This window comes from Janthinobacterium sp. HH102, assembly GCF_001758625.2.
GTDB lineage: Bacteria > Pseudomonadota > Gammaproteobacteria > Burkholderiales > Burkholderiaceae_D > Janthinobacterium.
Map to the genome: position 1 here is coordinate 2,764,451 of NZ_CP062062.1, position 20,174 is coordinate 2,784,624.

General features: G+C 65.0%; 21 protein-coding genes. 6 read left to right on the forward strand and 15 right to left on the reverse strand.

Annotated features, from left to right (window positions below):
- Positions 1-127 precede the first annotated feature (127 nt).
- The 4 genes from JAB4_RS12705 (at position 128) to JAB4_RS12720 (ending at position 5,056) form a co-directional block, all read left to right on the forward strand.
- Positions 128-1,426 (forward strand): cytochrome c, encoded by a 1,299-nt coding sequence (locus tag JAB4_RS12705; protein WP_070218231.1) that lies wholly within the window; start codon positions 128-130, stop codon positions 1,424-1,426.
- A gap of 24 nt (positions 1,427-1,450) precedes the next feature.
- A complete protein-coding gene (locus JAB4_RS12710; RefSeq protein ID WP_070218230.1) occupies positions 1,451-1,918 on the forward strand; it encodes a (2Fe-2S)-binding protein in 468 nt (155 codons plus the stop codon).
- Positions 1,911-4,229, forward strand: a complete 2,319-nt coding sequence (locus JAB4_RS12715; RefSeq protein WP_070218229.1) for a molybdopterin cofactor-binding domain-containing protein — start codon at positions 1,911-1,913, stop codon at positions 4,227-4,229. Before JAB4_RS12710 ends, JAB4_RS12715 begins: the two co-directional genes overlap by 8 nt.
- Before the next feature lie 161 nt (positions 4,230-4,390).
- Complete coding sequence (locus JAB4_RS12720) at positions 4,391-5,056, forward strand: hypothetical protein (protein ID WP_070218228.1); 666 nt, start codon at positions 4,391-4,393, stop codon at positions 5,054-5,056.
- 56 nt (positions 5,057-5,112) lie between these two features.
- Here the strand turns inward: JAB4_RS12720 and fghA are convergent, their stop codons facing one another.
- The 7 genes from fghA to JAB4_RS12755 all read right to left on the reverse strand — a co-directional run bounded on the left by fghA (position 5,113) and on the right by JAB4_RS12755 (position 10,602).
- Complete coding sequence (fghA, locus tag JAB4_RS12725; protein ID WP_070218227.1) at positions 5,113-5,982, reverse strand: S-formylglutathione hydrolase; 870 nt, start codon at positions 5,980-5,982, stop codon at positions 5,113-5,115.
- 56 nt (positions 5,983-6,038) lie between these two features.
- Positions 6,039-6,902 carry an NAD-dependent protein deacetylase gene (locus tag JAB4_RS12730; RefSeq protein ID WP_070218226.1) on the reverse strand — a complete coding sequence of 288 codons (864 nt, stop codon included), beginning with the start codon at positions 6,900-6,902 and terminating at the stop codon, positions 6,039-6,041.
- Between the two features lie 48 nt (positions 6,903-6,950).
- Positions 6,951-7,622, reverse strand: a complete 672-nt coding sequence (gene lepB / locus JAB4_RS12735; protein ID WP_070218225.1) for a signal peptidase I — start codon at positions 7,620-7,622, stop codon at positions 6,951-6,953.
- A 163-nt stretch (positions 7,623-7,785) separates the two neighbouring features.
- Positions 7,786-8,031, reverse strand: a complete 246-nt coding sequence (locus JAB4_RS12740) for a hypothetical protein (RefSeq protein ID WP_070218224.1) — start codon at positions 8,029-8,031, stop codon at positions 7,786-7,788.
- Positions 8,028-8,279 carry a hypothetical protein gene (locus tag JAB4_RS12745; RefSeq protein ID WP_070218223.1) on the reverse strand — a complete coding sequence of 84 codons (252 nt, stop codon included), beginning with the start codon at positions 8,277-8,279 and terminating at the stop codon, positions 8,028-8,030. The genes JAB4_RS12740 and JAB4_RS12745 overlap by 4 nt, the downstream gene beginning before the upstream one ends.
- Before the next feature lie 126 nt (positions 8,280-8,405).
- Complete coding sequence (locus JAB4_RS12750) at positions 8,406-9,980, reverse strand: oleate hydratase (RefSeq protein WP_070218222.1); 1,575 nt, start codon at positions 9,978-9,980, stop codon at positions 8,406-8,408.
- Between the two features lie 79 nt (positions 9,981-10,059).
- Positions 10,060-10,602, reverse strand: coding sequence for a GNAT family protein (locus JAB4_RS12755; RefSeq protein WP_070218221.1), 543 nt, complete (start codon positions 10,600-10,602; stop codon positions 10,060-10,062).
- 83 nt (positions 10,603-10,685) lie between these two features.
- On the opposite strand from JAB4_RS12755, the gene JAB4_RS12760 reads away from it, so the two are divergent.
- Positions 10,686-11,078 carry a VOC family protein gene (locus JAB4_RS12760; protein ID WP_070218220.1) on the forward strand — a complete coding sequence of 131 codons (393 nt, stop codon included), beginning with the start codon at positions 10,686-10,688 and terminating at the stop codon, positions 11,076-11,078.
- Position 11,079: 1 nt separating this feature from the next.
- Here the strand turns inward: JAB4_RS12760 and JAB4_RS12765 are convergent, their stop codons facing one another.
- Positions 11,080-11,664, reverse strand: a complete 585-nt coding sequence (locus tag JAB4_RS12765; RefSeq protein ID WP_070218219.1) for a DinB family protein — start codon at positions 11,662-11,664, stop codon at positions 11,080-11,082.
- Between the two features lie 163 nt (positions 11,665-11,827).
- Here JAB4_RS12765 and JAB4_RS12770 point away from each other — a divergent pair, with 163 nt between their 5' ends.
- On the forward strand, positions 11,828-12,817 hold the full coding sequence (locus JAB4_RS12770) for an HDOD domain-containing protein (RefSeq protein WP_070218218.1): 990 nt from the start codon (positions 11,828-11,830) through the stop codon (positions 12,815-12,817).
- 39 nt (positions 12,818-12,856) lie between these two features.
- On the opposite strand, the gene JAB4_RS12775 is transcribed toward JAB4_RS12770, so the two are convergent.
- The 7 genes from JAB4_RS12775 to JAB4_RS12805 all read right to left on the reverse strand — a co-directional run bounded on the left by JAB4_RS12775 (position 12,857) and on the right by JAB4_RS12805 (position 20,136).
- A complete protein-coding gene (locus JAB4_RS12775; RefSeq protein ID WP_070218217.1) occupies positions 12,857-13,558 on the reverse strand; it encodes an ABC transporter ATP-binding protein in 702 nt (233 codons plus the stop codon).
- 4 nt (positions 13,559-13,562) lie between these two features.
- On the reverse strand, positions 13,563-14,276 hold the full coding sequence (locus JAB4_RS12780) for an ABC transporter ATP-binding protein (protein ID WP_070218216.1): 714 nt from the start codon (positions 14,274-14,276) through the stop codon (positions 13,563-13,565).
- Positions 14,269-15,231, reverse strand: a complete 963-nt coding sequence (locus tag JAB4_RS12785) for a branched-chain amino acid ABC transporter permease (RefSeq protein ID WP_070218215.1) — start codon at positions 15,229-15,231, stop codon at positions 14,269-14,271. The genes JAB4_RS12780 and JAB4_RS12785 overlap by 8 nt, the downstream gene beginning before the upstream one ends.
- A complete protein-coding gene (locus tag JAB4_RS12790; protein ID WP_035817692.1) occupies positions 15,228-16,100 on the reverse strand; it encodes a branched-chain amino acid ABC transporter permease in 873 nt (290 codons plus the stop codon). The genes JAB4_RS12785 and JAB4_RS12790 overlap by 4 nt, the downstream gene beginning before the upstream one ends.
- 104 nt (positions 16,101-16,204) lie before the next feature.
- Positions 16,205-17,371: an ABC transporter substrate-binding protein gene (locus JAB4_RS12795; protein WP_070218214.1), complete on the reverse strand. Its 1,167-nt coding sequence runs from the start codon at positions 17,369-17,371 to the stop codon at positions 16,205-16,207.
- A gap of 60 nt (positions 17,372-17,431) precedes the next feature.
- Entirely contained in the window at positions 17,432-18,970 is a 1,539-nt protein-coding gene (locus tag JAB4_RS12800; RefSeq protein ID WP_070218313.1) for an AMP-binding protein, read from the reverse strand.
- Positions 18,971-18,981: 11 nt separating this feature from the next.
- Positions 18,982-20,136: an acyl-CoA dehydrogenase family protein gene (locus tag JAB4_RS12805; RefSeq protein WP_070218213.1), complete on the reverse strand. Its 1,155-nt coding sequence runs from the start codon at positions 20,134-20,136 to the stop codon at positions 18,982-18,984.
- Positions 20,137-20,174: the final 38 nt, after the last annotated feature.

Consider the following 20,174-nt stretch of genomic DNA (forward strand, 5'->3'; position numbering starts at 1 on the left):
CATTGCGTACATACAACAAGTCACAATCGCGGTAAGATTGTCACTGTGGCCTTGTTGCGGCCGCCATTGGCTGGCGGTCCGTGCGCCTTGCTTTTACCCTGGCCTTTACTTTTCATTGGTTCCTGTTTTGCTCAAGAAAATCCTCACCGGCCTGCTGCTGTCGCTGGCATTGCTCATCGTCGCGGCGCTGGCCGCCTACCTGTATTACTGGCGCCCCGCGCTGGCGCCCATCGATCCGCCCGCCGCCACGGCTTTTTCCCCGCAAGTGGTGGAGCGGGGCCGCATCCTGGCCGGCATGGGCAATTGCGCCGCCTGCCATACGGCCAGGGGCGGCGCCGAGTACGCGGGCGGGCACGGCCTGGCCACGCCGTTCGGCACGATCTATGCGACGAATATCACGCCCGACAGGCAGACGGGGATCGGCCGCTGGTCGCTGGCCGCCTTCCAGCGGGCCATGCGCGAAGGCGTGGGCCGCGATGGCGCGCATTTGTATCCCGTCTTTCCGTACACCCATTTCAACCTCGTTTCGGACGCCGACCTGACGGCCCTGTACGCGTATTTCATGACGCTCCCGCCCGTGTACGCGGCGGCGCCCGCCAACAGCGTGCCGTTCCCCTTGAACCTGCGCCCCTTGCAGGCGGGCTGGAAGCTGCTGTTTTTCAAGCCGGCCAGCTATCGACTGGACCCCGCGCAAGGGCTGGACTGGAACCGGGGCCGCTATCTGGCCGAGGGTCTGGCCCATTGCGCCGCCTGTCACACGCCGCGCAATGCGCTGGGTGCCGAGCTTGCCGGTTCGGCCTATCTGGGCGCGTCCATCGACCACTGGTATGCACCGGCCTTGACCAGCGCCAATACGGCGCCCCTGCCGTGGACGCAGGACGAGCTGTACGCCTTTTTGCGCACGGGGGCGACGGCCTTGCACGGCGTGGCGGCAGGTCCCATGTCGGCCGTCGTGCACGAAGGCATGGGCGCGTCGCCCGATAGCGATATCCGTGCCTTGTCCGTGTATTTTGCCGGCGTGGCCGGGGCCGAGCAGCGCAAGGTGGATGCGGATGCCGTGGTGAAAGCCGGCATCGAACGCTCGCAGCGCGTCAGCCTGGTCGACAACGACCGTGGCGCCAGCCTGTACGTGGCCGCCTGCGCGTCGTGCCATTCGAACAGCGATGGAAAACCCGCGGCCTTGCGCCCGGAACTGAGCCTGAACAGCGCCGTCAGCGCGCCCGATCCCGCCAACCTGATCCAGGTGATATTGCATGGCATCGGCAAGGACGAAGCCATGTCCGGCGTGCTGATGCCGGGCTTTGCCGCCTCGCTGACGGACAACGACGTGGCCAACCTGGCCGCCTATCTGCGCCGCAGCCGCAGCCACCAGCCGGCCTGGACGAACCTGGAAGCGGCCGTGGCACGCGCGCGCGCCGGCAAGTGATACTTGAAAGTGTCTTAAATATTTATGTATAACATTACCGTCAATGGCCAGCCCTTCGGCACCGAGGCCGACGCCGAAACACCGCTGCTGTGGGTGCTGCGCGACGAAGCCCATTTGAAAGGCACGAAGTTTGGCTGCGGCATCGGCATGTGCGGCGCCTGCACCGTGCACGTCGATGGGCGCGCCATGCGCTCGTGCATCACGCCGATTGCCGCCGTGGCCGGTTGCGCCATCACCACCATCGAAGGCCTTTCGCCGGACGGCACGCATCCGCTGCAGCGCGCGTGGCTTGCCACGCAGGCGCCCCAATGCGGCTATTGCCAGTCGGGCCAGATCATGCAGGCGGCTACCTTGTTGAAAGATTATCCGCAGCCGACCGATGCGAATATCGATGCCGTCATGAGCGGCAACCTGTGCCGCTGCATGGCGTATGTGCGCATCCGCAAGGCGATCAAGCTGGCGGCCGGCATGCAGGAGGCGCCCGGTGTTTAAGTTGCCGAAAGAAAATTCAGGGGCCCGTGCTCCTTCGCCGGGCCGGCGCGGCTTCCTGATCGCCGCCGCCGGCACGGGGTTTACCCTGGCCTTCCTGCGCGCGGACAGCTCATCGGCCGCCAGCAAGGCGGCGCCCGCGCCGCCGACAAAGTCCACCGCGCCCGAGTTCGATCCCAGCATCTGGTTCCAGATCGGCCGGGACGGCATCGTCACCGTCAATATCGCCAAGGCGGAAATGGGCCAGCACATCGGCACGGCCCTGGCGCGCATCGTTGCCGAAGAGCTGGAAGCGGACTGGAGCAAGGTACGCCTGCATTACGTGGACACGGACCCGAAATGGGGCTTGATGGTGACGGGCGGCAGCTGGTCCGTCTGGCAGAACTTCGATCCGCTCAGCCGAGCCGGCGCGGCCGGGCGCCTCGCGCTGGTCGAGGAGGGCGCGCGCCTGCTGCGCGTGCCCGTGTCCGCCTGCCACGCCCGGCTGGGCGTCGTGCATGGCCGGGGGCGCTCGATCAGCTATGGCGACATCGTGCGCCGTGGCAAGCTGGCGCGCCAGTACACGCCCGAGCAACTGAAAGCCATCGTGCTGAAAACGCCGCAGCAGCGCAGGCTGATCGGCCAGCAGGTGCAGGCGCTCGATATCCCCGCGAAAATCAATGGCACGGCCGTGTACGGCATCGATGCGCAGGTGGAGGGCATGCTGTACGCGCGTCCGAAGATCCCGCCCACGCGCTACGGTGCCAGGGTGGTCTCCATCGACGACTCGGCGGCAAAGAAAGTGAACGGCTATCTGCGCAGCGTGGCGCTGCAGGACCCCAGCGGCACGGTGCCCGGCTGGGTCATGGTGGTGGCCGAAACGTATGCGGCCGCCATGCGCGCGGCCGACCTGGTGCAGGTGAAATGGCGGGCCGGCGCGGCGGCCCACGTGTCGGAGCAGGACATCGTCAGCTATGCGGGCAAGCAGCTGGCCGATGCGGGCCTGGGCGCGCGCGTGGTCGACGATGATGGCGTGGAGCAAGCGTTCAAGGATGCCAGCCTGCAACTGGAACGCCATTACACGACCAGCACCGTGCTGCATTTCCAGCTGGAACCCGTGAACGCGCTGGCGCAGGAAGTCGACGGCGTCTGGCATATCCATGCAGGCAATCAATGGCAATCGCTGATCCTGCCCGTGCTGGCGCAGGCGTTGAAGGTGCCGGAGAGCAAGGTCATGCTGCATACCTATCTGCTCGGCGGCGGCTTCGGTCGGCGCCTGAACGGCGATTATTGCGTGCCGGCCGCGCTGGCGGCGCAAGCCGTGGGGCGCCCCGTCAAGATGATCTGCACGCGGGCCGACGACGCCCGTTTCGATTCGCCCCGTTCGCCGTCCGTGCAGCATGTGCGCATGGCGTTCGACGACGCCGGCAAGGTGTCGGCGATGGTGCACGAGGCCAGCGCGGGCTGGCCCACGCAAGCGATGATCCCCGCCTTGCTGGCCAAGGATAAGCAGGGCCATCCATATGACCCGTTCGCCATCGCCGGCGCCGACCACTGGTATGCGGTGGGCGCGCAGCGTGTGCGGGCCGTGTCGAACGACCTGGCTAACAGCAGTTTCCGTCCCGGCTGGCTGCGCTCCGTGGGGCCGGGCTGGACGAATTGGGCAGTGGAAAGTTTCATGGACGAGGCGGCGCAGGCGGCCAAGGTCGACCCGCTGGCGTTTCGTTTGTCCTTGCTGCAGGCCACGGGGCGCAATGCGGGCAGCGCGCCGAATGCCGTCGGCGGCGCCGCGCGCCTGGCCCACGTGCTGCGGCGGGTGGCGGACAAGGCGGGCTGGGGCACGGCCATGCCGCCCGACACGGGCCTGGGCATCGCCGCCACGTTCGGCCAGGAACGCGACATGCCCACCTGGACGGCCTGCGTTGCCCGGGTGAAAGTGGACCGCAGCACTTGCATGGTGAAAGTCGAAAAGCTGTTCATGGTGATCGACGCGGGCAGCATCGTCGATCCCGATGGCGCGCTGGCGCAGGCGGAAGGGGGCGCTTTGTGGGGCGTGAGCATGGCCTTGCATGAAGGCACGGCTTTTCTCAATGGCGAAGTGAAGGATACCAACCTGAACACTTACACGCCGTTGCGCATGGCCGACGTGCCCGAGCTCGACATTGAATTCGTGGCCAGCACGGCAACGTCAACGGGCATGGGCGAGCCGCCCACGACGGCCGTGGCGCCCGCGATCGGCAACGCCATCTTCGCCGCCGTAGCCTCGCGCGTGCGGCATTTGCCGATCCGCCCGGAAGCCGTGCTGAAGGGACTGGACCGGCACGGCGCCGTCTGATGCGGGCGCAGGGCGAATTTGACGTGCGCCGCGCGCGAACGGACGCAGGCTGGTACACTGAGGCTTGCCGCTCAGGGCGCGCAGGCGGTGCCCGTTCCGGCAAGATCAGCGCAAAATCTGTGCAATAGCAGCTTGATTTCAGCTCGATAGCGGAGGCAGCCATGCAAGAACAATTTGTCAGCATCACGGCCGATGAACTTCAAATGGACGGCGTGCTTGAAATGCCCGAGCGGCCCGTGGGCATCGTCCTGTTTGCCCACGGCGCGGGCGCCGATAGCGACTATCTGGGCGCCTCCAGCCACGCCACTTCCCAGGATTTTTTGCGAGCGGGCATCGCCACCTTGCGCTTCGATCAGGGCGGTATCGAGCCTGGCGGCGGCAGCAATGGCCACGCCTACTTCGTGCGCAGCGATATCGTGCTGCTGGCGCGCCAGCTGGAAAAAGCCCTGAGCTGGCTGCAAATCGACCCGTCCACCCGACGCTTGCCCTGCGGCCTGTATGGCTATGGCACCAGCGCCGCCGTCGTGATGCAGCTGGCGGCCTGGCGCAGCGCGGAGATCGCCGCGCTGGCCGTGTGCGATGGCCAGGTGGAAATGGCCGGCAAGGCGGCGCTGGAAAACGTGCGCGTGCCATCGTTGCTGATCGTGGGCGGGCGCGACCCCGACGTGGCCGGCCTGAACCGCATGGCGTTTGCCACCTTGCGCTGCGACAAGCAGCTGGAACAGATCGCCGCCCCTGGCGGCCCCGACACGCGCCACCAGGCGGCCCTGCTGGCCACGGACTGGTACACGCGCCATTTCAACGGGCATACCAGCACGGCGCAGTAATTCAATCGGCAAGTGCGTCAGGCAAGGGCGTCAGGCAAGGGCATCAGGCAAGTGCTTCAGCCAAGGGCGCGCAGATTCCGCGCATGGAAGCGCACGTGCTCTTCCATGAAACTGGCAATGAAGTAATAGCCGTGGTCGTAGCCGGCATGGCGGCGCAGCCGCAAGGGCTGGCCGGCGTCGCGGCATGCCGCTTCGAACACCTCGGGGAACAGTTGCTCGGGCAAAAACTTGTCGGCCAGGCCCTGGTCGATCAAGATGCCTTCGGGGAACAGAGGCGGCCGGCCCTGCAGGCCGCGCATCAGCGCGCTGGCGTCGTACGGCTGCCAGCTGGCCGCGTCGCCGCCCAGGTAGCCCGTAAACGCTTTCTTGCCCCACGGACATTGGCTGGGCGCGGCGATGGGGGCGAAGGCGGAGACGGAGCGGAACAGGTCCGGGTTGCGCAGGGCCAGCACCAGCGCGCCGTGGCCTCCCATCGAATGGCCGAAAATGCCCGTGCGTTGCGCATCGATCGCCAGTTCCTGTTCCAGCAGCGCGCGCAATTCCAGGATGTAGCTGTACATGCGGTAGTGGCGGCTCCAGGGCGCCTCGGTGGCGTCCACGTAAAAGCCGGCGCCCGCGCCGAAATCCCAGGCATCCGTCTCGCCCGCGATATTCGCGCCACGGGGGCTGGTGTCGGGGGCGATCAGGATCAAGCCTTCCTCGGCCGCCACGCGCTGCGCGCCGCCCTTGATCATGAACGTTTCTTCCGTGCAGGTCAGGCCCGCCAGGTAAAACAGGGCGGGGCGTTTGGTGGTGACGGCGCTGCCCGGCGCCATGTCGGGAATGAAGGCCGAGAAACGCATAGGCAAGCCGATGGCTTGCGCGTCGTGGCGATAAAAGCGTTGTACGCCGCCAAAACAGGCGTGTTCACTCAACAGTTCCAGCATGAATTCTCCTCGTTAATTGCACAGTATAGCCAGAGCGGCGCGGGGCCGGCACGGGATCAGCCCAGCATGGCCGCTAATGCAGGCAAGATGTCTTGTGCCGGGGCATCGGTCTTGAATGCCAGCAAATGGTCGGCGCGCGTCTTGCCCATGTTGATGGCGGCCACGGGCTTGCCCGTCTCGGCCGCCATGCGGCACAGGCGAAAGCTCGAATACACCATGACGGACGAACCCACCACCAGCAGGGCGCTGGCCGCGTGCATCTTGCTTTCGGCTTCGGCCGCGCAGGCGGCGGGTACGCCATCGCCGAAAAACACCACGTCGGGCTGCAGGGTGCCGCCGCAGCGGGGGCACACCGGCACGTGGAAGGTGGCCAGCTGGGACGGCTCCAGCAAGGCGTCGCCGTCGGGCGCCGGCGTGGCCGTGGCGCCCAGCATCCGGGGATTGTCGCGTTCGAGCTGATCCTGGATCAGGCGGCGCGTATGGCGGGTCCGGCAATCGAGGCAGATCACGCCATGTATGCTGCCGTGCAACTCCGTGACGGCGGCGCTGCCTGCCTGCTGATGCAGGCCATCCACGTTTTGCGTGACCAGGCCGCCGATCTGCTGATGCCGTGCCAGTTGCGCGATGGCCAGGTGACCGGGATTCGGCGTGGCGCGCGCCAGGGTCGGCCAGCCCACCATGCTGCGCGCCCAGTAGCGGCGGCGCACGGCTTCCTGGCGGCGAAAATCGGGGCCTTGTACGGGGGCATTGCCGCGCCGCACGCCTTCCGTGTCGCGGTAAGCGGGTATGCCGGACGCCGTGCTGATGCCCGCGCCCGTCAGCAGCAGCACGTCGGGATGGCGCCGCAGGAACTGTGCCAGCTGCTCGAGGGCGGCATCGTCGCTGACGCACTGCTGACTGGATGAAGGAAAGTTTTGCATGATGCGCCATGCTAACCGAAAAGCATGGCGCCGTTGCGAGGGCGAGGTTTACTCCAGTTTCATGCCGAAACGTTGCAGCCGTGGCTGCCAATGCTCCTGAATATCGGCCGAGACGAGGATGCGTTCGGCCTTGCCGATCAGCAGTGCGCGGGGCACGAAACCGAAGTAGCGCGAGTCGGCGCTGTTGTCGCGGTTATCGCCCAGCATGAGGAAATGGTCGGCCGGCACCGTCACGGGGGCAAAGCTGCGCGCCGCACCGGCGATTTGCGGCAAGACCTGGATGCGGTGCTGCTCGGTCGCGTTGCGCTCGCTGATGCGCTGCGCCGTCAGCTGGCCCACGTGGGCGATGGTTTCGGGCGCCGTGTCGAGCGCCGTGTACTGAGCCGACTGGCCATTGATGACCAGCTGTTCATTGCGCATTTCCACCGTGTCGCCGGGCAGGGCGATGATGCGCTTGATCAAGCGCGTGCCGTCTTTCGGCGAGGAAAAGGTGACGATGTCGCCCCGTTGCGGTTCACCGAGGCGCTGCAGCACGATATCGGTGAGCGGCACTTTCAGGTTGAAGGCGAGGCGGTTGACGAAGACCACGTCGCCCTCGAGCAGATTGGGGCGCATGGACGCCGACGGAATGGGATTCCAGTCCGCCACGGCCGTGCGGAACACGCCGAACAGCAGGAGAAACATCAAAAAACCTTTGTTGGCGCGCATCCATGTGCTCATGTCGGCTCTTTCGCTGGGCTGTGCCCGTGATGGTGTAGGGAGGCGCCATTGCTGCTGGCGTCCTATGCACGATGCACGGCGAGGCTGAAGCCAGTCTTAAATCCAGCGCATGCGGGGCCGATGGCGTGACCGCTGTTGCGTGCACGCATCACCATGCCTGCCATCAGGGATGGCGGCACGGCGCTTGCGTGTCGTCGTTGCCGTTCGGCAGGCGCTTGCCATGCATTTCATCCCACAGTTCGCCCAGCGCCACCAGCAGGCCGCCGGCCACGAGGGGGATCGCCACCAGCCATGGAATGCTGTCGAGCCAGGGACCCAGCAGGATGGCCGAGGCCACGGCGATGACGAGGGCGCTGCACCAGAAACGGCGCGGATGCCGGAGCGTGAACAGGTAATGAAGGTGCTTCATACATCCTCCTTGGTGAGCATGCGGAACAGCCGGGCGGCCAGGATGCTGCTGACGGCGATGACGATGCAACCGTCCAGGAAAAACAGCACCTTGCCCACCAGGTGCATGCCCTGTATCAGGTAGGCGGGCAATTCCTGCGCTTCCGCCCATTGCGTCATGCGTGCCAGCACGATGGCGGCGGCAAAGATGACGAGGGCCAAGGCCAGCACCAGCAGCACATGTTCGAACAGGCGTAGCCGCAGTTTCATGTTGGACTTGGCAAGGTAGGGAAGATTCCCGGACCTTGACGTTATCAGTCCGATATCGCCGTGCTTTGCGCTGTCACAAAGGCGCGCCCGATAGGATGAAAACGACGTTGGCGCGGGAAAATGGGCTTATGTGAAGGCCTTGATGACGGCATCGAGCTTGACCTTCAGCGACTTGTCGTGCGCGTGGATGGCCGGCACGTCGCGCTGCACGCCGAGCAGCTGGTAGACGGCCGTCTGCGCCGCGCGCACCGAGTATTCCACGGTAAACACGACATCGTCGGCGATTTCCACGAACTGGCTCACGAAGGCCAGGTTGACGGAGCCGGCCGGCACGGGCAGCGGGCGGTCGCTTTTTGCGCGGGGCATGAACATGCTGGTGATGTAGGGCATGCGGCAGGGAATGCAGTTGGCCGTGGCCATCATGTCGAGGTCGAAATTCAGATGGCCGCACAGCTCGCGCAGGATTTCCTCGCCGCTGCAGTCGGACATGGGCTTGGCGACGAAGTTGCCGATGCGGTCGGGGTGCAGCGCATAGCCCCAGAACACTTGCACGCCCTCGGGCTGGCCCGCGAAATGGGGCTGGTGCGCCAGCACGATGGACATGAACCAGTTGCTGTCCTTGAAGGTGACGAGGCCGCCCGTGCCCGCGCTGTTGCCCGTGAATTGTTCCATCCTGTCGAAGAAGGCGCTGTCTTTCAGGGTGACCGTGTACGAGGCCCAGTACGATTCGGGAATGCTGCTGTTGAAGGCGGCGGGGCGACCCAGTTGCGGGCGGCCCTCGGCCAGCTTTTCCCACAGGCGCCAGCCGTGGCTGTCGTTCTTCGTGCGCTTGGCCGGCGCGCTGTGCATGCTGCCATAGCTCGATGCATCCGTCATCGAGGCATTCTGGAAAAAGACCAGGTCGCCGGCAGCGACAGGAATCACGTCGGCCATGCCGCGGCGCTGGCAGGCAATGGCGGTGGCGCTCAGGCGGCCTTCGGATTCCTGCACTTCGATATCGGTTACCGCGCAATCCATGATGACGTTCACGCCTTGCTCCTGCAGCCACGCGACCAGCGGACGCACCAGCGAATCGTACTGGTTGTAGACGGTGCGCTTGACGCCGGCCAGCGTCTCGATGCGCGAAAACTCCATCATGAAACGGTGCAGATAGCGCTTGAACTCGACGGCGCTGTGCCAAGGCTGGAAGGCGAACGTGGTGGCCCACATGGTCCAGAACTTGGTGTCGAAAAATGCGGGCGAGAGCCAGTCCGTGATGGCGCTGCTGCCCAGGACGTCTTCATCGGCTTCCGTCAGCTTCAGCAGTTCCAGCCTGTCCTGCATGGAAAAGCCCATGCTGCTGACGTCGACCTTGAAACGGTTGCGGTCAACGAGGCGCGCGCGCGAGTGGGGAATATGCCGTTCGTTGAAGGCGATGGTTTCGTCGTAGACGCTCTGGCCCGCATGCTCGAGCGAGGGGATGCTCTTGAACAAGTCCCACGTGCATTCGTAATTGTCGGTGGTCAGCATGCGCCCGCCGCGCAAGGTGTAGCCATCCTCGGCATTGCCGCCGCCATCGAGGCTGCCGCCCGTCACGGGCGCCGCTTCGAAGATGGTGATGTTGCTGCCTTGCATGCCGCCGTCGCGTATCATGAAGGCGGCCGCGGCCAGCGAGCCGATGCCGCCGCCGACGAGGTAGGCTTTTTTATCTGTATTGTGCATATTGTTCCCTGAGTGTGATATTTGCCTATTTTATAACATCAGGGCAGAAGCGGCCTCACAATAGAGCAACTGCTCGGTTTTATTCCATGCCGGCGTGCTCGTTGCGCCGTTCAAAATACAGCAAGTCCGACCAGGCGCCCTGGAAATGCATGGCTTTTTCCGAGCGCCCATACTGGTGAAAGCCGTTGCGCTGCATGACCGCGACCGAGCCCAGGTTTTGCGGCCGCGCCGTCGCTTCCAGGCGCCACAGTTCCAGTGGACCGAACGCTTCTTCCAGCAGCAGGGCCACGACGCGCGTGGCGTAGCCGCGTCCGCCGAATCGTTCGCCGATGCGGTAACCGAGCGCCGCCTTGTTGAAATACGGGCGCGTGACGGCCGTCAGGTTGACCCTGCCGATGATTTGTCCGTCCAGCCTGGCCAGATACTGGTAGGCGCGGTCCTGCTCGCGCTCGCGCTGCGCCTGCTCGATGGCGGCGGCGATGGCTTCCTCGCTATAGTAGGACGGCGCCCGGGCCGTGACCCAGGATTCAAAATAGGCGCGGTTTTCCAGTTCGAAGGCGAGCAAGGCGCAGAGGTCGGCGCTGGTCGGAGGGGACAATTGGAGGCGGTCGATGTCTGGCATGGGATCTGGTCCGAAAGAGATGCGCCATTATAATCAGCTGGCGCATTCCGCCGCACACCCGTTTCTAACCATGAAGGAGCAGCATGCTGTCCCATCTCTGCCTCGGCACCAACGACTTTCCCCGCGCATACGCCTTCTATACGGCCTTGCTGGGAGAACTCGACCTGATCGAAAAATTTCATGATCCGGCCAAACCCTGGGCGGGCTGGATGGCGCGGCAGGCGCCGCGTCCCCTGTTCGTGCTGACGGCGCCGCACGACGGCTTGCCGGCTACGTCCGGCAATGGCCAGATGACGGCCTTGCTGGCGGCCAGCCGAGCGCAGGTGGACCGCTGCCACCAGGCCGTGCTGGCGCTGGGCGCCGTGTGCGAGGGGCCGCCTGGCTTGCGCCCCCATTACCACGATAATTACTATGGCGCCTACTTCCGCGACCTCGATGGCAACAAGCTGTGCGTCTGCTGCCACGGTGAGGAGTAACTCAGCGTTCTGCCCACACCTCGTCTTCCGTCCAGCCCAGTTCCAGAAAATCCTGCGCCCGCTCGTCCGCTTCGCCGGCGCAATAGAATTCGTCGAGCTGCGGCGGCGCGATGCGCGTGCCGGCCAGCATGGCGTGCACTTGCCCCCGGTGGTGGATCTGGTGCTGGAACACATGCGCCAGCAGGCGTTGGCGCGTGTCGACTTGCGGCGTGTCGCGCAAGATCGTCACGGGCCGCGCCAGGTCAAGGTCGCACAGACTGCGGCAATGGGCGATCAAGCGCAGGTCCGATGCGCGCTGCGCCGCGTGCAGGGCCGCGCAATCGGTGAACGGTTCATCCTGTGCAAAGAAGACGTAGCAGTCGGCATGGGGCGCTTCGCCGCGCAGCTCGCGCTCGAGCGCGTCGAGATAAAACCAGTCGCATGTGAGGATGTGGTTCAAGGTGAACTGGATGGTGGGAAAAAAACTGACGCGCGTGGCCTGAAACTCGGCCCGGGTCAGCTGCCCGCACGCTTTCAGCAGGCGGTGGTTGGCCCAGGCGTTGTTGTACGCCTGGCTGGTGATGTAGTGCGCAAGTGGATTGTTCATGATGGATCGCTTGTTAGGCAGGACAGGGGGCATGTCATGCTACTTTAGCATGTTGCGGCAGGTGGACAAAGCGCTCACGCCCGCCGCACCGGCGCCGCTGTCATCAAGTAAAATCGCGGGGCGGATTTCGCGATAGTGATGCACATAGGGCTGGAAGAATAAAATGGGTTGGATAGGAAAATTACTGAGCGGCGGCGGCGACAAGGCTGCGCACCTCACGGCAGCGGCGGCGCCCGAGGCGGCACGGCAGCCGGCCACCATCACCGAAATCGATGCCATTTACTACCGCTGGCTGGCGGCCGCCGGTTCGGCGCAGGCGCCGGCGGAGGCGGAACAGCAGATTCTGGACGAATTGGCGCGCCTGGTCCGTGAACCGGTCGCTGGCGCTGCGCTGATACCGCGCATTCCGGCCATCATTCCCCAGTTGATGCGTACCTTGCAAGATGAAAACATGAGCGCGGCCAAGCTGTCGGCCCAGCTGGCCCAGGACGTACTGCTGGTCGCCGAGGTCTACCGCGAAGCGAACCGGCCCCGCTACCATTCGCGCTACAACGCCAGCCCGTCGATCAACAACATGGAAGGCGCCATCATGCTGCTCGGGCAAAACGGCATGCGCATGCTGCTCGCCCGCGTCGCCTTCCGTCCCATCGTCAGCATGCAAAGCGGCGGCCTGACCATACGCACGGCGCCGCTGATCTGGCGCCAGTCCGAGAAATGTGCACTGGCGGCCAACCTGGTCGCGCCGGCCATGCAGGCCAACGCCTTCGACGCGTATCTGGCGGGACTGATGGCCAATGTCGGCCTGGTGGTGGCCTTCCGGCTGATCGACCAGATGCATGCGCCCGATGCCTTTCCGCAATCGGACGCCTTCATTGCCCAGGTGTTTGCGCAAGCGCGCATCTTGTCGGTACGGATCGCGGAATTATGGGAGTTTCCCGTGTCCGTCACCCGCGCGATCGCTCAGGTGGGGCAAGCCGATGCCGATCCGCAGGCGCAGGCGCTGGCGCTGGGCGAGCGCTTGAGCAAGCTGCGCATGCTGGTCGATACCGGCCGCTTTCCTGCCGATGATCCCTTCGTGATGACGGGACTGAGCAAGGCCGAGCTGCAGGTGTTTGACAAGCTGGCCGATGACGAGGACGACGACGAGGAGTGATGGCCGCAGGCCGCTCAACCTCGGCGGCGGCCATGCCGCTCAGCGCGCAAAATACAGCGCGTGCAGATGCTCGAGGTCGACATCGACCGCCGCCTGCGACAGCGCCACCTTACCGCTTTGCATCAGGTAGACGTGATCGGCCACGCCGACGGCGCGCGCCGTGTTCTGCTCCACTAAAATGATGGTGCGCTTGCCGTCGTTCAGGCGCGCGAGGATCTCGAACAGCTCGTTGACCACCAGCGGCGCCAGGCCCAGCGACGGCTCGTCGATGATCAATAACGACGGATCCGACATCAGGCCCCGCGCCATCGCCAGCATCTGCGCCTCGCCGCCGGAGAGCGAGCCGGCCAGCTGGCGGCGCCTCTCGTGCAGGCGCGGGAACATGGCGTAGGCTTCGGCCAGGCGCGCCGGCATGTGGCTGCGGTGCTCCTTCGGAAACGCGCCCATGATCAGGTTTTCTTCCACGCTCATGTCGCGGAACGTCATGCGCCCCTCGGGGATCATCGTGACCCTCGCATCGCTCATCTTCCAGGTGGGCGTGCCGTTGATGGGTGTGCCGTCGAGCGCGATGCTGCCCGCGTCCACGGGCAGCAGGCCCATGATGGCGCGCAGCAGGGTCGTCTTGCCGGCCCCGTTCGGGCCGATGATGGTGGTCAGCTTGCCCTTCTGGATCGAGAGCGACACATCCCACAGCACATTGATGGCGCCATAGCCGGCGCGCAGATTACTAATTTCAAGCATCGTTTCAGGCATGCGCTGCTCCCGTATAGCTTTCGATGACGGCCTGATCGCGGAATACGCAATCGGGCGTGCCGTCGGCGATCAGCTGGCCAAAATTGAGCACGGCCACGCGCTGGCACAGATTGCTGATGGTCTCGATGTCGTGCTCGATCATGACGATGCCCACGCCAAAGGCGGCGTGCAAGTCCTTGAGCATGCCCATGAAGCGGCGCTTGCCGTTCGTTTCCAGGCCCGCCAGCACTTCGTCTAACAGCAGCAGTTTCGGATTGGTGGCCAGCGCCTTGGCCACTTCCAGCGCTTTCAATTCCGTCAGCGCCAGTTCGCTGGCCGCGTCGCGCTGCGCCTTGTCCGCCAGGCTCGTGAAATCGAGGATTTCATCGATCTTGCGCATGTCCACCTTGCCGGTGCCGAAGCGCTGCGCCACGACGAGGTTTTCGCGCACCGTCAATTCATGCATCGGCTGCGGGATCTGGAAGGTGCGGCCCAGCCCCAGGCGCGCGCGCTGGTACATGGGCGTGGCCATGATGTCGCGTCCCTCGAAGCGGATGCTGCCGCCGGTGGGGCGCACCAGGCCGGAAATGGCGTTGAACAGGGTGGTCTTGCCGGCGCCGTTCGCGCCCACCAGGCCGATCACGTCGTGGCTGCCCACTTTTAACGTGACAGAATCGACGGCCGTCAGGCCGCCGAAGCGCACGGACACATTATCGAGTTCAAGCATGTGCTTTCTCCTTCGCTTTGAACATTTTGCGTAGCAGCGGCAGCAAGCCGTTCGGGCTGAAGACGATCATCGCCACCAGCAGCACGCCCAGCACCAGCTGGTGGCCCGTGGGGATCAGCGACTTGAAAATGAGCTGGTCGACCAGGTAGACCACGACGGCGCCCAGCACGGGGCCGAGTATCGTGCGGTAGCCGCCGAAGATGGCCGCCACGATCGGCAAGGTCACCCACAGGCTGTTGAAGGCGTAGTCGGGCTCGAGGAAGTTGATGTAATGGGCGTTGAAGGCGCCGAACAGGCCCGCCATGAAGGCCGACACGAGCAGCATCGCGCCTTTCAGCAAGGTGCTGTTGACGCCGACGACGCGCGTGGCGTCCTCGCTGTCGTGCATGGCGCGCAGGGCGATGCCGTAGTGGCTGGCGCGGATGCGGCTGTAGGCAAAGGCGCACGCCACCACCAGGGTCAGCACGACCAGGTAGGCGCCCGTCTTGCTGGCCAGGTCGAAGCCGAAAACGGTGGGTAAGGCCGGGATATTGTTGATGCCGCCGGCGCCGCCCGTCACGGCACTCCATTCCGTGGCCAGGATGCGGAAGATGTGGGCGTAGGCGAGGATGGCCAGCGCAAAATACGGCCCGCGCAGCCGCAGCACGGGCAGCATGATGACGGCGGCGATGGCCGCGCCCGCGCCGCCCAGCAGCATGGCGGCAAACACGGGCAAGCCCAGTTTCACGGTGGCCAGCGCGGAGACATACGCCCCCACGCCGAAGAACGCGGCATGGCCGAAGCTGACCATGCCGCCCAAATTGCCCAGCAGGGCCCAGGACATGGCCACGCCGCCGATGATCAGGGCCGCCACCACCATGCTCATCACATACTGGTTGGCGCCCAGGGCCAGCGGCACGGCGACATACGCGGCCAGCAGCAGGACTGCCGTGGAAATCAGTGTCGAGCGCTTCATCCGCGCCTCCGTTGTGCGCCGAACAGGCCGTTCGGCATGATGAACAGCACCAGCAGGAACAGCACCATGCCCGACAATTCCTGCAGCGCGGAGCTGGCCAGGGTGACGGTCAAGGCTTCGGCCACGCCCAGCAGCACGGCGGCCAGCAGCACGCCGGGAATCGAGCCGATGCCGGCCAGTACCGTGATGATGAAGGCTTTCACCGTCAGCGCGCCGCCGTAGGCAGGCTGGATCACGCCATAGCTGAACAAGGCGACGCCGGCGAAGGCGGCCAGGATGCCTGCGACCAGGAACGAGACCAGTTCCGTGCGGCCCGGATCGATGCCCATCAGTTTGGCCGCGTCGCGGTTACTGGACACGGCGCGCACGGCGCGGCCATACCAGCTGGTCGACAGCCAGCGCCACAGGGCCGCCATCAGCACCAGGCTGACGCCAAAGAAAATTACTTCACTGCGCATGCTGAAAAACGGGCCGATCTCGAAGCCTTCCTGCAGCCAGCTCGATGAGGTCGAGCGGATGTCGGCCTTCCATACCAGCAAAATGAAGTTGGTGAGGATCACGCCGATGCCGTAGGTAAGGATCAGCGAATTGATTTCGCGGTCTTTCTTGATGCGGCTGACGATCAGGTAGACGCCCACCGACGTCAGACTGACGATCACCAGCGCGATGGGAATGGCGAACATGGGCCCCAGGCCCAGGCCGGACTCCACGCTGTAGGCGATGTAGGCGGCCAGCAGCACCAGTTCGCCGTGCGCCAGGTTGATCACTTTCATGGTGCCGAAGACCAGCGCCAGTCCCAGTGCGATCAGGGCGTAGGAGCCGCCCTGCAGCAAGCCCGAATACAGGGCTTGCAAGATTAATTCTGTCATATCGTCATCCCGTCAGGCGGCCCAGGCGCATCGCGAAGAGGCACCAGGACCGCCGTTCATCGGTGCACGCCCGGCGGGCGCGCTCGTGTGCAGCGGGAGGCTGCTTACCAGGGCAGGGCAGGATAGTTCAGCTTGCCCGTCGCGTGTTCCTTCGGCCAGACGATCACCACTTTCTTGTCCTGGTGCTGCGCCATGCGGTGCACGAAGTTCTGGTTGTCGCCGTTGGCGGCGAACTGCACGCGGCCGATCAGGGTTTCGCGGTCCGTCTTGCGCATCTCGTCGGCCACGCCGCCTTTCTTGAGCGTGCCCTTGTCGGCCGCGCGCGCGATCGCTTCGAACAGCAGCATCGACTGCACGTAGCCGAACTGGCCCAGGTAGTCCGGCTCCTTCTTGTACAGCTGCTTGTAGGCGTCGCTGAAGGCCTTGCCGTCGGCCGTCTTGAATTCCGTCGGGAAGGGCAGCAGGGCCGTGCCGAAGACGTTCGGCATCAGGTCGGGGAAGTCGGCCGCCATCTTCGGCGTGGCCAGCGACCACACGCCCACCATGGCCTTGATCTTCGGTTTCAGCACGCGGGCGGCGCGGATGATGCCCACGTAGTCGTTTTCGTAGCCGACCATGGCCACCACTTCCGATTTATCCTGCAGCTTGATCTTGTTGATGATGGGCTTGAAGTCGGTAATGGCCGGGTCGAACGAGTGCGTCGTCACCTTCACGCCCTTGGCCGCCAGGGCCTTTTCCACGTCCTTGGCCAGGCCCGTGGTGGCATCCTTGGTCGAATACACGATGGAGACGGACTTGGCGCCCACATCCTGCAGCAGTCCCAGCATGGCTTTTTCGTAGCCGGCCGTGTTATTGATGCGGAAAAAATTCTTGCGTCCGCTGGCCACCAGGCTGTCGTCCACGCCGCCCGAGGTGATGTAGACCAGACCCAGTTTATTGGCCGTGTCCGAGGCGGGCGAGATATTGTTCGAGCCATAGCCGCCCGTGATGGCCACCACGCCCTGGCTGGCCAGCTTTTCCACGGCGGCGATGGCTTTGGCGGGCGCCGATTCGTCGTCGACGGTGATGATCTTGATGGTGTGCTTGCCGTTGGTCTTGTTGAATACCTCGGCCGCGACCATGATCCCTTCCTGCATGCCGGCGCCGACCCGCGCCAGGTTGCCCGTCAGCGGGATTTCCGCGCCGACCAGGAATTCGTCGGCGCTGGCCTGTGCCATCCAGGCGCTGGCAACCAGCGCTGCCATGGCGATGCGTGTATAGGTGCGTTTCATCGTGTCTCCTCCGGTGATGTGGCTTGGTTTTATTGTCGGGTCTGCTACTACATGGTCAACTTATCGTGCATTCTGCGCCATTTGCCGCAGCTGCCCCTTTAAAATCTTGCCCGTGGCCGCTGCCGGCAGCGCTTCCATGACGATGATGGCGGACGGGCACTTGTACGGCGACAGGGTCTGCGCCAGCCAGGCCTGCAATTCTGCCACGCTGGCGGGCTGGCGCGGGTCCAGCTCCACGTAGGCGATGACGTCCTCGTTGCCATCGGCCAGGGTGCGCCCGACCACGGCCGACTGCACCACGGAAGCGTGGGCGTTCAGGGCCGTTTCCACTTCCAGCGGATACACATTGAAGCCGGAGCGGATGATCAGTTCCTTGGTGCGGCCCACGATGAACAGGGCGCCGTCCGTATCCTGGCGCGCCATGTCGCCCGTATTGAGCCAGCCGCCGTCGCGCATGGTGGCCGCCGTCATGGCCGGTTCGCGGTAATAGCCGGCCATGATGTTCGGCCCGCGTATCCATAATTCCCCCGGCTGGCCCGGCGTCACGTCCTGGCCGGCCACGTCCACCACGCGCACTTCCACGCCGGGGATCGGCATGCCCACGGAATCGTCGCGGCGCGGCGTTTCCAGGCGCGTCTGGCTGATGGTGGGGGCGCTTTCCGTCATGCCGTAGCCATTGTGCAGCGCGGTGCCCAGCAGCTTTTCCACCTCGCGCTTGAGCGACGGCGCCAGCGGCGAGCCGCCCGCATACGCAAAGCGCAGCCGCGTGGGCAGCGGCGTATCGGCGCCGCCCAGGGTTTGCAGCAGCTTGGCGTACATGGCGGGCACGCCTTGCACGATGGTCAGTTCATCGTCCTTCAGTGCCGAGAGCAGGCCGTCGACGGAAAAGCGCGGCACCAGGTACAGCGCGGCGCCCGCATACAGGGTGCCCAGGGCCACCGACGCCAGGCCGTACACGTGCGAAATCGGCAGCACGCCGTAGGCGCGGTCGCTGCTGGTCAGGCCGCGCAGGGTGCTGGAGACGGCGGCGATGAACAGCAGGTTGCGGTGCGTGAGCATCACGCCCTTCGACTGCCCGGTGGTACCCGTCGTGTAGATCAGCGCGGCCACCTGTTCGTTGCCGGGCACCGTGTCTTCCGCGATGGCCGCCTCGTTCAAGTCGCCCGCCAGCAGCTCGCCCATGCCGTCGACCGTGGCGCTGGCCGCGCCCAGACGCGCCGCATGCGCGGCCGCTTCCGGCGAGGCGCCGGCCAGGAACAGCAGGCGCCGCGCGGAACTGTGCGCGGCGATGGTGTCGATCTCGCGCGCCGACAGGCGCGCATTGACGTTGACGATCCACGCGTCGATGCTGGCGGCCGCAAAAATCAGCGCCACCTGCAGCGCGCAGTTCTCGCCCACCACCATCAGGCGGTCGCCGGCGCGCACGTTCAGCTGGCGCAGCAGCTGCGCGGCGCTGTCCACACTGTGCTGCAGCTGGGCGTAGGTCCAGCTGCGCCCACCTTCATGCAGCGCGGGCGCGTCGGGCGCGCGCGTCGCCCAATAGATGGAGATGGCCGACAGGCGCGCCGGCAAGTGGGCCAGCAGGGCGGGAATGTCCATCGCGGCCTTCTTCACTTTTGTGCTGCCTTGATCATGTTGCGGGCGATGACGATCTGCTGGATCTGCGTCGTGCCTTCGTAGATGCGGAACAGGCGCACGTCGCGGTAGAAGCGCTCGGCCGCGTATTCGCTGATGTAGCCGGCGCCGCCGTGGATCTGCACGGAGCGGTCAGCCACGCGGCCGCACATTTCGGAGGCGAACAGCTTGCAGCACGACGCTTCCGTCGAAATGTCTTCCTTGTTGTCGCGCCGCCGCGCGGCGTCCAGCACCATGCTGCGCGCCGCGTAAATCTCGGCCTTGCTGTCGGCCAGCATGGCCTGGATCAGTTGGAACTCGGCGATGGGCTGGCCGAACTGCTGGCGTTCCATCGCGTAGGCGAGGGCGTCGGCCAGCATGCGTTCGGCCGCGCCCACGCAGACGGCGGCGATGTGCAGCCGGCCCTTGTCGAGTACCTTCATGGCTGTCTTGAAACCCACGCCTTCCTTGCCGCCGATGATGTTGGCGGCTGGTACCCGGCAATTTTCGAAGATGACGTCGCAGGTATGTGCGCCTTGCTGGCCCATCTTTTTATCGATTTTTCCCAGCGAGAGGCCCGGCGTGTCCTTTTCCACGATGAAGGCGGAAATGGCCGAGGCGCCCCGCTTGACGGGGTCCGTGCGGGCCATGACGGTAAAGATGCTCGCTTCGGGCGCGTTGGTGATGTAGCGCTTGCTGCCGTTGAGGATGTAAAAGTCGCCGTCGCGCACGGCCGAGGTGCGCAGCGAGGCCGCATCGGAGCCCGATCCCGCTTCCGTCAGCGCGAAGGAGCCGATGATCTCGCCGGCCGCCAGCTTGGGCAGATAGTATTGTTTTTGCGCTTCCGTGCCGTCGATCACGATGCCTTGCGAACCGATGCCGTTGTTCGTGCCGATCAGCGAGCGGAAGGCGGGCGAGGTGCGGGCGATTTCAAACGCGACCCGCACTTCCTCTTCCATGCTCAGTTCCAGGCCGCCGTAGGCTTCCGGAATGGACAGGCCGAACAGACCCAGTTCGCGCATTTGCGCCACGATGGTGGGCGGGATCGTGTCCGTTTCAGCCACCAGCGCCTCGTTCGGCACCAGCACTTCGCGCACGAAACGGGCGATGCTGTCGAGCAGGATGTTCAGGGTTTCTTCGTCGCGTATCATCGGGTTCCTCGGCGCTTTGATTTGATCTGTTGTTGAGA

Coding starts and splice junctions, on each gene's coding strand:
- JAB4_RS12760 (WP_070218220.1), top strand. CDS start 10,686: ATGCTGTCCCATCTCTGCCTCGGCACCAACGACTTTCCCCGCGCATAC.
- JAB4_RS12765 (WP_070218219.1), bottom strand. CDS start 11,664: ATGAACAATCCACTTGCGCACTACATCACCAGCCAGGCGTACAACAAC.
- JAB4_RS12785 (WP_070218215.1), bottom strand. CDS start 15,231: ATGAAGCGCTCGACACTGATTTCCACGGCAGTCCTGCTGCTGGCCGCG.
- JAB4_RS12775 (WP_070218217.1), bottom strand. CDS start 13,558: ATGCTTGAAATTAGTAATCTGCGCGCCGGCTATGGCGCCATCAATGTG.
- JAB4_RS12720 (WP_070218228.1), top strand. CDS start 4,391: ATGCAAGAACAATTTGTCAGCATCACGGCCGATGAACTTCAAATGGAC.
- JAB4_RS12780 (WP_070218216.1), bottom strand. CDS start 14,276: ATGCTTGAACTCGATAATGTGTCCGTGCGCTTCGGCGGCCTGACGGCC.
- JAB4_RS12770 (WP_070218218.1), top strand. CDS start 11,828: ATGGGTTGGATAGGAAAATTACTGAGCGGCGGCGGCGACAAGGCTGCG.
- JAB4_RS12740 (WP_070218224.1), bottom strand. CDS start 8,031: ATGAAGCACCTTCATTACCTGTTCACGCTCCGGCATCCGCGCCGTTTC.
- JAB4_RS12745 (WP_070218223.1), bottom strand. CDS start 8,279: ATGAAACTGCGGCTACGCCTGTTCGAACATGTGCTGCTGGTGCTGGCC.
- JAB4_RS12805 (WP_070218213.1), bottom strand. CDS start 20,136: ATGATACGCGACGAAGAAACCCTGAACATCCTGCTCGACAGCATCGCC.
- JAB4_RS12750 (WP_070218222.1), bottom strand. CDS start 9,980: ATGCACAATACAGATAAAAAAGCCTACCTCGTCGGCGGCGGCATCGGC.
- JAB4_RS12755 (WP_070218221.1), bottom strand. CDS start 10,602: ATGCCAGACATCGACCGCCTCCAATTGTCCCCTCCGACCAGCGCCGAC.
- lepB (WP_070218225.1), bottom strand. CDS start 7,622: ATGAGCACATGGATGCGCGCCAACAAAGGTTTTTTGATGTTTCTCCTG.
- JAB4_RS12710 (WP_070218230.1), top strand. CDS start 1,451: ATGTATAACATTACCGTCAATGGCCAGCCCTTCGGCACCGAGGCCGAC.
- JAB4_RS12790 (WP_035817692.1), bottom strand. CDS start 16,100: ATGACAGAATTAATCTTGCAAGCCCTGTATTCGGGCTTGCTGCAGGGC.
- JAB4_RS12795 (WP_070218214.1), bottom strand. CDS start 17,371: ATGAAACGCACCTATACACGCATCGCCATGGCAGCGCTGGTTGCCAGC.
- JAB4_RS12800 (WP_070218313.1), bottom strand. CDS start 18,970: ATGGACATTCCCGCCCTGCTGGCCCACTTGCCGGCGCGCCTGTCGGCC.
- JAB4_RS12730 (WP_070218226.1), bottom strand. CDS start 6,902: ATGCAAAACTTTCCTTCATCCAGTCAGCAGTGCGTCAGCGACGATGCC.
- fghA (WP_070218227.1), bottom strand. CDS start 5,982: ATGCTGGAACTGTTGAGTGAACACGCCTGTTTTGGCGGCGTACAACGC.